This is a genomic window from Paenibacillus physcomitrellae (assembly GCF_002240225.1).
Lineage (GTDB): Bacteria > Bacillota > Bacilli > Paenibacillales > Paenibacillaceae > Fontibacillus > Fontibacillus physcomitrellae.
Genome location: NZ_CP022584.1, coordinates 3,442,138 through 3,456,850 on the forward strand (window position 1 = coordinate 3,442,138; position 14,713 = coordinate 3,456,850).

General features: G+C 51.2%; 12 protein-coding genes. 9 read left to right on the forward strand and 3 right to left on the reverse strand.

Going from position 1 to position 14,713, the window contains the following annotated elements:
* The first annotated feature begins 104 nt into the window (after positions 1-104).
* The 9 genes from mprF (at position 105) to hmpA (ending at position 10,877) form a co-directional block, all read left to right on the forward strand.
* Positions 105-2,711 (forward strand): bifunctional lysylphosphatidylglycerol flippase/synthetase MprF, encoded by a 2,607-nt coding sequence (mprF, locus tag CBE73_RS15535; protein ID WP_094096345.1) that lies wholly within the window; start codon positions 105-107, stop codon positions 2,709-2,711.
* Between the two features lie 64 nt (positions 2,712-2,775).
* Complete coding sequence (locus tag CBE73_RS15540) at positions 2,776-3,402, forward strand: GntR family transcriptional regulator (RefSeq protein WP_094094988.1); 627 nt, start codon at positions 2,776-2,778, stop codon at positions 3,400-3,402.
* A 212-nt stretch (positions 3,403-3,614) separates the two neighbouring features.
* Entirely contained in the window at positions 3,615-4,751 is a 1,137-nt protein-coding gene (locus CBE73_RS15545) for an ABC transporter ATP-binding protein (RefSeq protein ID WP_094094989.1), read from the forward strand.
* A complete protein-coding gene (locus CBE73_RS15550) occupies positions 4,748-5,404 on the forward strand; it encodes an ABC transporter permease (protein WP_094094990.1) in 657 nt (218 codons plus the stop codon). The genes CBE73_RS15545 and CBE73_RS15550 overlap by 4 nt, the downstream gene beginning before the upstream one ends.
* Before the next feature lie 108 nt (positions 5,405-5,512).
* Positions 5,513-6,388, forward strand: coding sequence for a glycine betaine ABC transporter substrate-binding protein (locus tag CBE73_RS15555; protein ID WP_244905498.1), 876 nt, complete (start codon positions 5,513-5,515; stop codon positions 6,386-6,388).
* A gap of 265 nt (positions 6,389-6,653) precedes the next feature.
* Positions 6,654-6,971 (forward strand): nucleoside triphosphate pyrophosphohydrolase family protein, encoded by a 318-nt coding sequence (locus tag CBE73_RS15560; protein WP_094094992.1) that lies wholly within the window; start codon positions 6,654-6,656, stop codon positions 6,969-6,971.
* A 575-nt stretch (positions 6,972-7,546) separates the two neighbouring features.
* Positions 7,547-8,260: a 2,3,4,5-tetrahydropyridine-2,6-dicarboxylate N-acetyltransferase gene (dapD, locus tag CBE73_RS15565; RefSeq protein WP_094094993.1), complete on the forward strand. Its 714-nt coding sequence runs from the start codon at positions 7,547-7,549 to the stop codon at positions 8,258-8,260.
* A gap of 139 nt (positions 8,261-8,399) precedes the next feature.
* On the forward strand, positions 8,400-9,563 hold the full coding sequence (locus tag CBE73_RS15570; protein WP_094094994.1) for an N-acetyldiaminopimelate deacetylase: 1,164 nt from the start codon (positions 8,400-8,402) through the stop codon (positions 9,561-9,563).
* A 105-nt stretch (positions 9,564-9,668) separates the two neighbouring features.
* Positions 9,669-10,877 (forward strand): NO-inducible flavohemoprotein, encoded by a 1,209-nt coding sequence (hmpA, locus tag CBE73_RS15575; protein WP_094094995.1) that lies wholly within the window; start codon positions 9,669-9,671, stop codon positions 10,875-10,877.
* A 226-nt stretch (positions 10,878-11,103) separates the two neighbouring features.
* Here the strand turns inward: hmpA and CBE73_RS15580 are convergent, their stop codons facing one another.
* The 3 genes from CBE73_RS15580 to CBE73_RS15590 all read right to left on the reverse strand — a co-directional run bounded on the left by CBE73_RS15580 (position 11,104) and on the right by CBE73_RS15590 (position 14,497).
* Positions 11,104-11,685: an NAD(P)H-dependent oxidoreductase gene (locus tag CBE73_RS15580; RefSeq protein WP_094096346.1), complete on the reverse strand. Its 582-nt coding sequence runs from the start codon at positions 11,683-11,685 to the stop codon at positions 11,104-11,106.
* Positions 11,686-11,773: 88 nt separating this feature from the next.
* Entirely contained in the window at positions 11,774-12,937 is a 1,164-nt protein-coding gene (locus tag CBE73_RS15585) for an aminotransferase A (RefSeq protein ID WP_094094996.1), read from the reverse strand.
* A gap of 99 nt (positions 12,938-13,036) precedes the next feature.
* Positions 13,037-14,497 carry an alpha-amylase gene (locus tag CBE73_RS15590; RefSeq protein WP_094094997.1) on the reverse strand — a complete coding sequence of 487 codons (1,461 nt, stop codon included), beginning with the start codon at positions 14,495-14,497 and terminating at the stop codon, positions 13,037-13,039.
* Positions 14,498-14,713: the final 216 nt, after the last annotated feature.

Sequence of the window (14,713 nt, forward strand, 5' to 3'; positions counted from 1 at the left end):
AAAATTTCTTTCAAAGTGCATCGTTTTATATTCCATTTATATTCCCAGAAAGGAAGGATAGGGTGAAAGACAAGCTGGCCCGTCTCCGCATCGTCCGGTTCCTGATGGCTGCCTTTCAGACCAAAACCGTCCGGATCTTGATCCCTGTCTTGATCTTTGGTTTAGTGGTCTGGGCCGGGCAGCATGAATTAAAGAAAGTCCGTCTTGGCGTCATGGTGGCCGAGCTGAGACGAATATCGCCCGGAGCGCTGGCTGAAATTTTTATCCTCGCGCTTGTTTCCGTGGCGGTGATGTCGTGTTACGACTTTGTGATCCGGCGTCAGTTCCGCTTTCAGGTAAGCGCCGGAAGAACTTTCCGGTATTCCTGGATCTCGAACACCTTCAACAACCTGCTTGGTTTCGCCGGCTTGACCGGGGCGGGTGTCAGGACGCTGCTGTATAAGAAGAGCGGCGTGCCGATGGCGTCGATCACGGCCGGAGTGGTATTTTTATCACCGGTTGTGCTAAACGGACTTTCCGTCATGGCTTGGCTCGAAATCTTCGGCCTATTTGAAGCCAAAGCGCTGCTGCACGAGCATAAATGGATCAACCTGGCCGTATGGGTCATCGCGCTTTACCTGCCCTTGTTTGTTGCTCTGCAGCGGACGAAGCTGTTTGCGAAGTGGTTCCATAAACAGGGCAAGGATTTGTTTCCCTGGCGGACAATTCTGGAAGCCATCGGGGCTTCTTTTGTGGAATGGCTGTTTGCCGGGTTGACGTTCTCCCTGATCGCACATTATGTGCTGGGGGGCGTTACGTGGCGGGAAATGCTTGGTTTGTACACGGTCGCCGCGGTCGGGGGCATTTTGAGCATGGCGCCGGGAGGCGTCGGGGCTTTCGACCTGACCGTGCTGCTTGGCACGAAACTGATGGGTTTTCCGGCTGAAAGGGCCTTGACGGTCATCGTGCTGTTCCGATTTTTCTATTACATCATCCCTTGGTGCATCGGTCTGATTCTTTCGATCTTCGAGCTGGGCTTTCGGGGACGGAAATCCAGTCCCGAGGAGGAGGAACGGCAGCTGCTTGAGGTTCCGCTTACCTATTGGCAGAAGCTGTGGGGCTGGCCGGGACAGTTTCGGTTTCTGAGCGATCTGGGCGTATGGGCGCTTGGCAAACTGGTGCTGCTCAGCGGCCTGATCCTGCTGTTGTCCGCAGCGACGCCGGGGCTGCTGTACCGTATTCGGATGTCGCAGGAAATCTTGTCTATGCCGGTTATGCACCTGTCGCACCAGCTTTCCGTTATTGTCGGTTTTGTACTGGTGGTGCTTTCCCGCGGCATTTCGCTCCGGGTGCGGCAGGCTTACGTCTGGACCAGCATCATGCTGCTGGCCGGCGCGGTGTTTACGTTTACGAAAGCTTTTGATTACGAGGAAGCCGTCTTTCTGCTGCTGGTTGCGCTGATGCTCTGGATCTCCCGGGGACGTTTCTACCGCAGCGGAGCGCCAATCATCCGCCGGTCCGTGGTGTTATGGCTGGTGATCTCCGTGGTCATTGCCTTTATTTATTACTGGCTTGGCAGCCATATTCATTACAGCTTCTTTAAGCATCTGCATTTGAAGGAGCCGTTGATCGGCCGGATGCCGTCCCGGGCTTATGCGGTGAATACGCTGATCGGACTCGTCGGCGCCTGGATTTTGCTGATCCTCATGTTCTCGCTGCGTCCAAACAGCCTACGGGTTAAGGGGGCGACTTCGGAGGATTTGGACCGGCTTCGTGAATTTCTGTTGGACAACAAGGGGAATGCCTTGACCCACATGCTGTTTCTGGGCGATAAAAGCTTTTATTGGGCGCAAGATGGCCGGGTACTGCTTCCTTATTCCAAAGTGCGGGATAAACTGGTGGTGCTGGGTGATCCGCTTGGAAAATTAGAGCTGGTATCCGCCGCCATTGCGGAATTCCAGCATTATGCCGATCTTTACGGCTTGTCGGCCGTATTTTACCAGGTTACGCCGGCCTATCTGCCCCTTTACCATGACAATGGCTGCCGGTTCTTCAAGCTGGGGGAAGAAGCGCTGATTCATGTAGATGATTTCTCGCTAGCCGGCCGGAGGAACGCAGATTTGCGCAGCGTCCGAAATCGCTTTGAACGGGAAGGCTATACTTTTGAGGTTGCAAATCCTCCGTATGGGGACAAACTCCTGGAGGAGCTGAAAGGGATCTCCGATGCCTGGTTGAAAGGCCGCCAGGAGAAAGGTTTCTCGCTGGGCTGGTTTGAACCGGCTTACCTCCAGGAAGCGCCGCTGGCGCTGCTGAAGAATCCGGAAGGCTCTGTCATTGCCTTCGCTTCGATTGCCCCTTCCTATGATGGGAGAGAGACGGTATCGATTGACCTGATGCGGCACAGCCCAGGCGTACCGAACGGCACGATGGACAACCTGTTCGTACGGCTGCTGGAATGGTCTAAGGAGAATGACTACAAGGTATTTAATCTGGGAAATGCACCCCTGTCCAGCGTAGGACAGAAGGATAGGGCACTGCGCGAGGAGCGGCTGGCCCGTCTTGTGTTCCAGCACGGTGGCCACTGGTATGGCTTTAAGGGCCTTCGGAAATACAAGGAGAAGTTTAATCCACAATGGGAACCGCGGTATCTCGCTTACCCTGCGTCCGCATATTTGTCGGTGCTGACGCTCGATTTGGTGCGGCTTGTTTCACGTAAAGTAAAACGGATATAATTTATTAGGAATTTGGGTTGCCTGACGGATTCAGGCAGAACCTCGACTAAGGAGAGAATGGATTTTGCAAGAAAAAGCGGGATATAAAACAATTGCACTTGATATTGCTGGAAGAATTGTCAGAGGGGAATTCCCTTTGAATAGCAAGATTTCAGGCCGCTCCTTACTAGCCAGCCACTATCATGTATCTCCTGAAACTATCCGTAAGGCCGTCGCTTTGCTTAAAGATGAGAACATCGTGTCCGTCTCCCAGGGCAAGGAGATCATTGTCCTTTCGGACCAGAAAGCTCTTGAATACACGATTCGCAATAACCAATTAAAGACTGCCCATTCGTTAAAGAGGGATCTGCAGCAGCTGCTTGAAGAGAAGCAACAAATGGACCGGAAGTTTGAGGAGCTAGTGCACCAAATTATGGAGGCGTCAGACAGGCTCCAGAATTTGAAGCCTTACCAACCCGTTGAAATCAAAATTCAAGAGCATTCTCATGTCGTAGGGAAGACGATTGGCAACCTGCAATTTTGGCAAAACACAGGGGCAACCATCATTGCCTTGCGCAGAGGCACCGAAATTACGATATCCCCAGGACCGCATGTGGTGCTCAGAGAAAATGACATCATCATAGCCGTCGGGGATGACAAAATGAACGAGAGAACGGAACTTTTTATCAATAAAAAAGAGCCAAACCACTAAAGCACGAGTAAAGCGCGAGTAAAGCGCGAGTAAAGCGCGAAGAACCAGATCCAAAGGGATCTGGTTATTTTATGTGCAAACATTACCACTTATTTACATACAATTTATACTATCAAATAAGGTTGTCAGTTAGAAGGGGGTCTGTTATATTAATAGACATACACTTAGGAAAGACCACCAACTCTGAATGCGAGTGTAGAAGGGAGAGTGCCATGCTTAAATTTGAACATGTTACAAAACGGTATCCAAACGGACATATTGCGGTTAAAGACTTGAATTTTGAAATCGCTGCGGGTGAAATTCTGGTTCTGATCGGCCCAAGCGGCTGTGGCAAAACAACAACGATGAAAATGATTAATCGCTTGATTGAGCATACATCCGGGAACATCTTCATTCACGATAAAGATGTCAATCTTCAGAACCCGGATAAGCTCCGCAGAGATGTCGGGTATGTCATTCAACAAGTAGGACTGTTTCCTCATTACACCATCGAAGAGAATATTGGACTGATTCCTCAGCTGAAAGGCTGGGATAAGAAGCGGAAGCATCAGAAAGTTCAAGAAATGCTTCGCCTCGTAGGACTTGCCCCCGAAATTTATGCCTCAAGATACCCCAAACAGTTGTCCGGCGGTCAGCAGCAGCGTGTAGGCGTTGCAAGAGCGTTAGCCGGTGAACCTGACATTATTTTAATGGATGAACCCTTCGGAGCCCTTGATCCGATCACTCGGGAACAACTGCAGGATGAGCTGCTTAGACTTCAGAAAGAAGTCAAGAAAACCATTGTTTTCGTTACCCATGATATGGATGAAGCCCTGAAGCTTGGCGATAAGATTGCTATTATGAAAGACGGGGAGCTGGTGCAATTAGATGCTCCTGAGCAAATTTTAAGTCAGCCAGCCAATGCGTTTGTTGAAGATTTTATTGGGAAGAATAGAATTTTCCAAAACCCCGAATTTATCCCTGTGCATTCCGTCATGCGTGATAATCCTTCCTTTACCTTGCCGGACCGAAATCTGGGCAAAGCGCTTACCTACATGAGGCAGAGAAAGATCGATACTCTTCTTGTCTGCGATTCCAGCAATAAACTGATTGGCATTGCTTCGGCTTACGATGTAGTAGCTGGGCTGGATCACCATGAAACTATCAGCGAAGTTACACATCCGCCGGCGATCGTCTTGGAAGAAACAGCAACCGCCAAAGAAGCGCTGCTGTTAATCGGCGAAGCCCCTTACGGCATCATTCCCGTTGTCGATCATGAAGGCATCATCAAGGGAGTTGTTACCCGGAGCAGCCTGCTTACCGCCTTCACTGCACAATGGTCTGACGGGCAGAAGGAGGTTGGGGCATGAATCAGAAGTCGCTTATGCAGCAAATCATTCAGCAGCTGGACAGCAGATGGCAGGATTTAATATCCGCGCTGTTGATCCATATCGAACTCGTATTTCTTTCCATGATTTTTGCGATTCTTGTAGGCATCTCTTTAGGCATCTGTATTACGCGCGTTCCCCGCCTGAAGGGCATTACGCTGGGGACAGCCGGAATTTTGCAGACGATTCCAAGTCTTGCGCTGTTGGGTTTTATGATTCCACTCTTCGGGATTGGCATGAACACCGCAGTTGCCGCTCTATTCCTTTACTCTTTGCTTCCGATCATCCGAAATACGTATACCGGAATCACCGATGTGGATAAGGCTGTTGTTGAGGCAGCACGGGGGATGGGGATGACGAGCAGGCAGATCCTGTTCCGTGTTCAGCTGCCGCTTGCTATGAGTGTCATTATGGCAGGGGTTCGAACGGCTACGGTCATTAATATCGGTACAGCCACACTGGCTGCATTTATTGGGGCCGGAGGGCTTGGGGAGTTTATTTTCCTCGGCATACAGAGAAATATCGAAGCGCTGACGCTGCTGGGCGCAGTCCCGGCTGCCTTGCTGGCTATCATTATTGATTATTTATTGGGCCTGCTTGAGAAATTAACGACACCAAAAGGACTGAAAGTCTAGTAATCCTTGACTCTAATCATCCTTGATAGTCTTATCTATCTGAAATCGTTTGGAGGAATCACAATGAACCGTATTAATAAAAAGCTATTTAGTTCTTCAGTCATTCTGATGTCTTTAATCCTTATTCTGGCTGCTTGTGGAAGCTCTAAAGATACAGCCGGTGCGAACAGCGGCAAAGAAATTACGATGGGTTCCAAGAACTTCACCGAAAACATACTGGTGGCCGAGATGATGGCTCAGCTGATCGAAGCCAAGACAGACATCAAGGTGAACCGGAAGCTGAATCTGGGAGGTTCCAACGTTGTCTGGACGGCTCTGAAGAATAATGAAATTCAGCTCTATCCCGATTACACAGGAACAGTTGTGGCTAACTACTACCAGGAGAAAACAGGGACGGCGGAGGAAACGCTGGAGCGTGCAAAAGAACTGGTTAAACAGGATAAATTGGTCTTCCTTGACCCGCTTGGCTTTAACAATACGTATACTCTGGCTGTAACCAAAAGTACGGCCGAGAAGTATAATCTGAAGACCTACTCCGATCTTGCCAAAGTATCCCCTGATTTGGTTCTGGGCGTAGAATTTGAATTCCTGGATCGGGACGACGGTTACCCGGGTGTACAAAAGCTGTATAATATGAACTTCAAAACAGCAAAAGGTATGGACCACGGCATCATGTATCAAGCGATCAAAGGCGGAGAAACCGACGTAACGAATGCTTATTCTACGGATGCCCAAATTAAAGCCAATGATCTGGTCATTTTGGAGGATGATAAACAATTTTTCCCGCCGTATTATGCAGCCCCCATCATACGCCAGGACACGCTGGATCAGTATCCGGAGATTGCTGATGTGTTAAAAACGATGAATGATTCCATTACGGAAGAAGATATGCAGGATCTGAACGGGAAAGTGGACATCGAGGGATTAAAGGAAGATCAAGTGGCCCATGATTTCCTTGTCGAGAAGGGCTTGATCGAATCTTAATACGAAATGCCGGTTTCACCTGCAATTAGAATGATAGTTATGAAAAATTAAGGAGCTAAGCGGTCTGTTCTCGCTTAGCTCTTTGGTTTTTGCCATTCATGGCAGTCTTCTTGAGCCACAGGCTCCGGCTTGAGAATCGCTGATAACGGTGCCAGGGAGTTTTCCTAACTGAGATTTAAATAGGACAGACAGCTGTCAGGTTTAAGTCTGTATATTTAAGTAGGCCGAACGGGAGAGTAAGGGAGAAGGAAAGGAGGTCTATAACATGGATATAACTGAAGCTGTTAAACGTTCCGTTCAGATCCGAAACCTTTATCATGAGCTGGAGATTCGGCATCACGGGAACAAATGGAGCATCGAGGAAGATGCCCTAGCCTTTCTGACGGACGCCGGACTAGTGGGGCGCCTGACGATGGCTCAGCAGGAGCGTTGGCCTGCAGGAGCTGATCCCGAGCCGGGATTGGAGCAGAAGCTGGCTGAATGCCTGTGGTGGCTGATCGTGCTGGCCGATCGGATGGATTTGGACTTTGAAGCAGCCGTGGGGAAATTCCTGAAGGATAAGGAGCGGCTTCTAGGCGAGTAAAAAGGGGCATTCTTCCTGTTCTCAGGCAAGAATGCTTCTTTTTTAACGGGATCATAGATAATAAATACAGGGAAAAATCTAGGCGAGACGGTAAAGGAAAGGGGCTCCCCGTCCTGTCTCTGATAAGATCCGAAATATTCTCCGAACTGGGGCACATATTCGATGTCCTTGAAAGATAAGTTATCATTGCCATACTTAGCAAAGACAGAGATACGGGTGGATGAGAGGGCAGTGATCTTTTGAACAACAGGAATTTGCTCAAGCAGGAAAAGCACAAGTATAGCAATTAGTACATACCTGAACTTTCTCTTTCTGAATGGGTTGCCGCGCATCTTCATTCTCCTTTGTCAGGAACACAATAAATTCGAAACAGGCAGGAGGACTTATGAGGATAAGATCCCTGATAATAAGTTAACACAGAAAAATGTGAAGTCCCGCTTAGTTTGTTTATCAAAAGGGAAACGACCTTCAATTGCGGACAACCCCCTTTGTATGCTATAAAAGAGATAGTTTGTGCCCGGACGGCTCGTCCGTCAAGGGCCCTAAAATGGCCGTAAAGGAGCTGCTGCAATCCCATGTCTACTGAAATGAACACGCAGGAAGTTATTAATCTGATCAAAACCAGCAAGAAGAAAACGCCGGTTAAAGTATATCTCAAAGGAAATCTGGATGCTGTATCATTCGGGGAGAACGTGAAGACGTTTATTACCGGCGGCAGCGGCGTTGTATTTGGCGATTGGGCCGATATTCAAGGCGTGCTTGAAGCCAACAGCGCTAATATCGAAGATTATGTTGTGGAAAATGACCGCCGCAACTCCGCGATCCCGCTGCTTGACCTGAAAAACATCAACGCTCGCATCGAGCCGGGCGCTTACATTCGTGAAATGGTCAACATTGGCGACAACGCCGTCATCATGATGGGCGCGGTGATCAACATCGGCGTATCCATCGGCGAAGGCACCATGATCGACATGGGCGCTGTCCTTGGCGGACGCGTACAAGTCGGCAAAATGTGCCACATCGGCGCTGGCACAGTGCTGGCAGGCGTTATCGAGCCGCCGTCCGCACAACCAGTAGTTGTCGAAGACGACGTATTGATCGGGGCTAACGCCGTTGTGCTTGAAGGTGTACGCATTGGCGAAGGTGCTGTCGTAGCCGCTGGCGCCGTCGTGACTGAAAATGTTCCTCCGTTCACCGTAGTTGCCGGTACGCCTGCACGCGTGATCAAACAAGTGGATGACAAAACGAAATCCAAAACGGAAATTTTGGCTGAGCTCCGTACGCTGTAAGCGAACGGCAAGATTTGAACCAGCCCGTCTGCAAACCGGCTAAATCCAAACTTGGAGATGCTTTATAATTAAACAAGCTTAGAAAGCTCGGCGTACACCGCCGGGCTTTCTGTCTACATAAGACAGGGGGAAGACGTTGATGAACCAATGGGTGAAGGACAGAGAGAACATTTTGATCGGCATCCGCCGCGATCTGCACCAAATTCCGGAGCCGGGGTTTGAAGAATTTAAAACCCAGCGGTATCTGCTGAATGTTCTGGCGGGGCTGCCGCAGGAACGGATGGAGATCCGGACGTGGAGAACCGGCATTCTGGTGAAAATCACTGGCACGGGTGCCGAACCGCGCCGCAAATTCGGCTACCGCGCCGATATGGACGGGCTGCCGATCGAAGAGGAGACGGGCTATGAATTCCGCTCGACGCATAAAGGGTATATGCACGCCTGCGGACATGATCTGCACATGACGATCGGCCTGGGCATCGTCACTTATTTTGCGCAAAGCGAGCATGCGATCAGCGATGATCTTATCGTTATCTTCCAGCCTGCCGAAGAGGGGCCGGGCGGGGCGCAGCCGATGCTGGAGAGCGCGGAGCTGGCGGACTGGTTGCCGGACCAGATCGTGGCGCTGCACGTCGCGCCGGAATATCCGGTCGGCACGATTGCGACGCGCCCGGGCATTTTGTTCGCCAATACGTCGGAGCTGTTCATCGACCTGGTCGGCACCGGCGGGCATGCGGCTTATCCGCATAAAGCCAATGACATGGTGGTTGCGGCCTGCCAGCTGGTCGGCCAGCTGCAGACGGTCGTCGCCCGCAACATTGATCCGCTGGATTCGGCCGTCATCACAATCGGGAAGATCGACGGCGGCACGAAGCAGAACATCATCGCCGAACGGGCGCGGCTGGAGGGTACGATCCGCACGTTGTCGGCGGAGTCGATGACGAAGATCAAATCGCGGATCGAGAACCTGGTCTCCGGCATCGAAACCGGCTTTGAATGCCGGGCTGAAATCGACTATGGCGCGAATTACCGCCAGGTCTATAACGAAGCGGAGCTGACGCGGGAGTTCATGGGATGGCTTGAGCAGCGGGAGGACGTTACGCTGTTTGAATGCACGGAAGCGATGACGGGCGAGGATTTCGGTTATTTTCTGGCGGAGATCCCCGGGTTCATGTTCTGGCTGGGCGTAGATACTCCTTACGGGCTGCATCATGCCAAGCTGGAGCCAAAGGAAGAGGCGATTAGCTTGGCGGTTTCGACGGTAGCCGATTATCTGACCTGGAAGTCAGGCCAGCCTGTCTGAAAGGTGTGACTATAATCACAATTTCATAGGGTGTCTTTTCTTACAATGGATTTGTTATTACAAATTTTAAGTATTTAACGAATCCCGTGGAAGGAAGGAACCCTCATGTTAAGTCAGCAAACGATAGAAATTATAAAATCGACCGTTCCGGTCTTGGAAGTTCATGGCCAGACGATTACCTCCGTTTTCTATAAAAGAATGTTCGAAGCCCATCCGGAGCTGCTCCATATATTCAACCAGGCCAACCAGCGGCAGGGCAAACAATCGACCGCACTGGCCGGTGCCGTTTACGCGGCTGCCGCCAACATCGACCGGCTGGAGAATATTTTGCCGGTTGTGAAGCAGATCGCTCAGAAGCACCGGGCGCTGCAGATCAAACCGGAGCATTATCCGATCGTCGGGGAGAATCTGCTTGCCGCGATTAAAGAGGTGCTCGGAGAAGCGGCAACGCCGGAGATTATGGAAGCTTGGAGCCAGGCTTACGGCGTGATTGCCGACGCGTTTATCGGCATTGAAGCCGAGATGTACAAGGAAGCTGAAGAAGCCAAAGGGGGATGGTCCGGCTACCGGGCTTTTGTGGTGGAGCGGAAAGTGAAGGAGAGCGAAGTCATTACTTCTTTTTATCTAAAACCGCAGGACGGCGGCGAGATCGCTTCTTATCTCCCAGGCCAATACATCACCCTGCGCGTGCAGCCGGAAGGCTCGGCTTATACGCATATCCGGCACTACAGCTTGTCTGCGGCTCCAGGCGGAAAGGTCTACCGGATCTCCGTCCGGCGCGAGGAGGCTGGGGAAGGAAAACCGGCGGGCGTTGTATCCAATTACCTGCACGATCAGGTGCGGGAAGGAAACGTTGTTGACGTGAGTGCGCCAGCGGGTGTTTTTACGTTGGACCAGCAGCGGAATACTCCTGTCGTACTGATCAGCGGAGGCGTGGGTTTGACGCCGATGGTGAGCATGCTGGAGACGCTGCTGAAGGAGCAGCCGCACCGTAAAGTTACGTACATTCATACTGCGGAGAACGGAAGTTATCATGCGATGAAGCCGCATGTCGAAGAGCTTGAGGCGGAACACGAACAAATGACTTCTTATATTTGTTATAAAAATCCGCTGGAAGGGGACAGCTGCCATAAAACCGGGTATATCGACGAAACCTGGCTCCGGCAGATGGCCGATCCGGCCGCCGATTTTTATTTCTGCGGACCGGTTACGTTCATGCGCACGGTTTACGCTGCCTTGAATCAAATGGGGATACCGGAAGACCGGATCCATTATGAGTTTTTTGGACCGGCTGCCGAGCTTCAGGAGGCCTGATTTGAGGATTTTGTTTGAGGGTTGGGTTTGAGGGTTTGGTTTAGCCCGCGACGAAATGAATAGGATTTACAGATCGAAATGGAGCTTTCATCACGGATCCCCCTGGACAGAACGTTTTTGCGAAAACGTTTGTTCAGGGGGATTTTTTTGCTTAGGAGAGAAATTAGCGACTTAAGAAACAACGACTTAGGAAAACAACGGCTTAGAAAAACACCGACTTAAAAAATTAACGATTTAAGAAATATCTGTACACCTTCTCCAGCTTCTCCGCCTGCCGGCCTTTCGGGCTTTCCATGCTGCCGAATTCAAACATTTTCACCTTTTTGATGCCTACGAAATTTAATAAAGCTCTTTTCATCAGGATCTTGGGGGCATTGTTCAGGTAAATCAACGGATAACCGGCCGGACCTTTCATGGTGGAAATGCAGACGGCGCTTTTGCCCTTGAGCAGTCCCTCCGGAAAAGGGCCTTTCTTATCCCTGTAGGCGAAATTGGATGCAAACATTTGATCAATATAACCGAGCAGCATGGCCGGAGGGCGGCCCCACCAGATCGGATAAACAAACACGAGCCGGTCCGCCCACGTAATCTGCTGCCTGTATGTTTCAAGGGCCGGGTTGCGGTGCATATCCCTTCTGCGCTGTTCCTCGTTAAAAACAAGCACCGGATTAAACCCTTCGGCATACAAATCCAGCACCTGGACCTCGGTTGAATCTGGATTCTCCTCGCAGCCTTGAAGCACCTTTTGCAGAAATGCATAGCAAAGGCTGTCGTGATTGGGATGCGCATAAATAATTAACGTTTTCATGGATAAAGCAGCCACCTCCATTGTAATAGTTCCTTTGACCAAAGATTGCACTAGAAAAAGCCCATTCCCTAAGGAATGAGCTCTTATTCTAGTCCTGCTCCAGCTTGCCTACGAAACCTTCCAACCGGTCCAGCGCCCGCTCCAGCGCTTCTTGGGCATACGCATAAGAGATGCGGATATAGCCTTCCCCATATTCGGAAAAAGCGCTGCCCGGCACCACGGCCACGCCGGCTTCATCAAGCAGCCTAAGAGCGAAGTCCATGGACTTCAAGCCAAACTTTTCTACCGATACAAAAAGATAAAAGGCCCCTTCCGGCTTCACAAGCGGAAGTCCCATCGCGGTCAGACGGTCGTAGACGTAATCGCGCCGTTCCCGGTAAGCCTCCCGCATCGGCAGTGCGTCGTCATAACCGTTCGTCAGCGCCTCCAGCGCCGCGTATTGGCTGACCGAGCTTGCGCAGGTGACGTTGTACTGGTGCACCTTAATCATATGTTTCGTAATTTCCGCAGGCGCAAAAGTAAAGCCGATCCTCCAGCCCGTCATGGAGTGGGATTTGGATAACCCGTTAATAACAACGGTTTTCCCGCGCATGCCGTTCATGGCAGCAATGGAGTGATGTCCGCCTTCATAGATCAGCTCGCTGTAGATCTCGTCCGAGATGACGAATACTTCTTGTTCGGCCAGCAGCGCCGCAATTTCCTGCAATTCCTCGCGGGCCAAAACCCTGCCCGTAGGGTTGGAGGGATAGCCGAGCACGACGATTTTGGTCCGCGGCGTGAGTTTGGCGGCGATCAGGTCGGCCGTCATTTTAAAGCCTGTGCTTCGTGTATCGACGTATACGGGAACCCCGCCCGACAAGCGGATGAGCGGTTCGTATCCCGGATAAATCGGCCCCTGAAGAATAACCTCGTCCCCCGGACTCAGCAGCGTACGCAGCGCGATATCCAGCGCTTCGCTGGCCCCGTTCGTTACGATCACCTCATCCGCACCGTTGTAGGATAAGCCGTATTTGCGGCGGAGGAAGTCGGCTGCCGCCTCGCGCAGCGCCGGAAGCCCGGCATTTGGCGTATAGACGGTGCGTCCCTCGTCCAGAGCTTGTTTGGCCGCCTCAATAATGTGGGCGGGAGTCGGAAAGTCCGGCTGCCCGATGGTCAGCGACAAGGCACCCGGATATTCCGCAACCTTGTTGGCGATCTGGCGGATGCCGCTGATTTGAATGTCTCGTACGTTAGCGTTGATTAAATGTTCCATAAGTTCTTTAGGCACCTGCCTTTGTCCGTAGTCAAAAAAATCTCTATGACTAGTGTACAACAGGAGAGAGGAGATGGGTATAGGGACGGGCAAACGGGTCTATTCTCCGTCCGCCAACGCCCAAACAGAGACGCTGCCGCCATTTACCTTAAACTCGGCAAAGCCGTCTTCGCCGATTTCGATCTGCTCTTTGCGGTTGCCGGTCAGGTCCGTCCAGACCTCTCCGGCCCGGTTTTTTCCGACGGACATGCGTTTGCTGCCTTCCGCACCGTTCGCTATCAGAACGGCGCAGCCGGAGCCGGGCAGCTCAGGATCGCCCAGGCGGACCCAGCCGATGGTGCTTGGGTGATCGAAATAGTCCTGCTGCTCGCCATAAGCTTTGTTAGCCCGGGCATAGAGCAGGGGATCGAGGGCTTGTTTTTTGCCGGGAAGAGGATTCTCCCCGCCAATGCCGAAATAGTCGCCGTAGAAGACGACCGGATACCCGTCCTTGCGCAGCAGAATGAGCGAGTAAGCACTGGGCTTAAACCAGTCCTGCACCCACGACTCCAGCGACTCGCTCGGCTGTGAATCATGATTGTCTACGAAGGTTACGGCATTTAGCGGATGGGAGGCTACCAGCGTATCCTCGAAGATCGTCCGCAGGTCGAAGTTTTTTCCTGCTGCGGAGGCCGCTTGAAGCTTGTAGTGCAGGGAGACGTCAAACAGGTCGATCTGATAATCGACATTGTCCAGGAACTGCCGGCAGTTGTTCAGATCCGGGTTCCAGAACTCACCGACCATGTAGAAGGTCTCTCCGCGTTTCCCCTTCATGGCGGCGGCAAACTCCCGGATGAAGTTGTGGTTGATATGTTTAATGGCATCCAGACGCAGACCGCCGCAGCCGGTTGTATCCAGCAGCCATTCGCCCCACTTGATCATCTCCTCACGGACAACCGGGTGGTTATAGTCGATATTGGCGAACATCAGGTAATCGTAATTGCCGAATTCGTGCACGACGTTCTGGTTCCAGTCCTTGTTGTCGCCCAGAATCCGGAAGATGCCTTGCCGTTTCTTGCTCTGATCGAAATCGGTCCCGTTAAAATGCTCGAAATTCCAGGTAAAAGGGGAATACTTCCCTTTACGGCCCGGGAACGTAAATCTGGTCCAGCCTTCGATTTCAAAAGGCTCCGAGATGACTTCCGTCCGGTTGTCGGGGTTGACCTCGACGACCTTGAATTTTTCCGTCTCATCGGCTCCGGCCTTATGGTTCATGACGACATCGATATAAACCTCGATTCTGTTCTCTCTGCAGGTCTTGATAGCGTTAATCAGCTGCTCTTTAGTCCCGTATTTGGTTCGGGTCTGGCCTTTCTGGTCAAACTCCCCGAGATCGTATAAATCGTAAACGGCATATCCGGTATCCTCCGGCGTCTGCGCTTTGGTCACCGGGGGAATCCAGACCGAATCAATCCCGCTTTCCTTAAGCTGCGGAGCAAGCTTGGCCAGTCTGTCCCAATGTTTCCCGTCCGCGGGTAAATGCCACTCAAAGAACTGCATAATCGTATGATTTCGTTTCATGATGGACGGCCTCCTTATCTGCATATATCAAAGTTACCCTGCGAGCGGGCCCTTATAACGCTCTTATAATCATGATGCTAAAGAACGGTTTTTTGACCAGACAGTTGAACAATTTCGAACGAAAGATATAGTTATAATATGGACATTCATGCCTTTATTTAACAGGATACGAGGTGACAGAAGAAACGGATGATTGGCAGATTCCGTTTAGATAAC

What these genes read in the sequence shown, in the direction of transcription:
- CBE73_RS15550 (WP_094094990.1), top strand. Translation starts at nt 4,748, where the DNA reads ATGAATCAGAAGTCGCTTATGCAGCAAATCATTCAGCAGCTGGACAGC.
- CBE73_RS15545 (WP_094094989.1), top strand. Translation starts at nt 3,615, where the DNA reads ATGCTTAAATTTGAACATGTTACAAAACGGTATCCAAACGGACATATT.
- mprF (WP_094096345.1), top strand. Translation starts at nt 105, where the DNA reads ATGGCTGCCTTTCAGACCAAAACCGTCCGGATCTTGATCCCTGTCTTG.
- CBE73_RS15585 (WP_094094996.1), bottom strand. Translation starts at nt 12,937, where the DNA reads ATGGAACATTTAATCAACGCTAACGTACGAGACATTCAAATCAGCGGC.
- dapD (WP_094094993.1), top strand. Translation starts at nt 7,547, where the DNA reads ATGTCTACTGAAATGAACACGCAGGAAGTTATTAATCTGATCAAAACC.
- CBE73_RS15580 (WP_094096346.1), bottom strand. Translation starts at nt 11,685, where the DNA reads ATGAAAACGTTAATTATTTATGCGCATCCCAATCACGACAGCCTTTGC.
- CBE73_RS15560 (WP_094094992.1), top strand. Translation starts at nt 6,654, where the DNA reads ATGGATATAACTGAAGCTGTTAAACGTTCCGTTCAGATCCGAAACCTT.
- CBE73_RS15570 (WP_094094994.1), top strand. Translation starts at nt 8,400, where the DNA reads ATGAACCAATGGGTGAAGGACAGAGAGAACATTTTGATCGGCATCCGC.
- hmpA (WP_094094995.1), top strand. Translation starts at nt 9,669, where the DNA reads ATGTTAAGTCAGCAAACGATAGAAATTATAAAATCGACCGTTCCGGTC.
- CBE73_RS15590 (WP_094094997.1), bottom strand. Translation starts at nt 14,497, where the DNA reads ATGAAACGAAATCATACGATTATGCAGTTCTTTGAGTGGCATTTACCC.
- CBE73_RS15555 (WP_244905498.1), top strand. Translation starts at nt 5,513, where the DNA reads ATGTCTTTAATCCTTATTCTGGCTGCTTGTGGAAGCTCTAAAGATACA.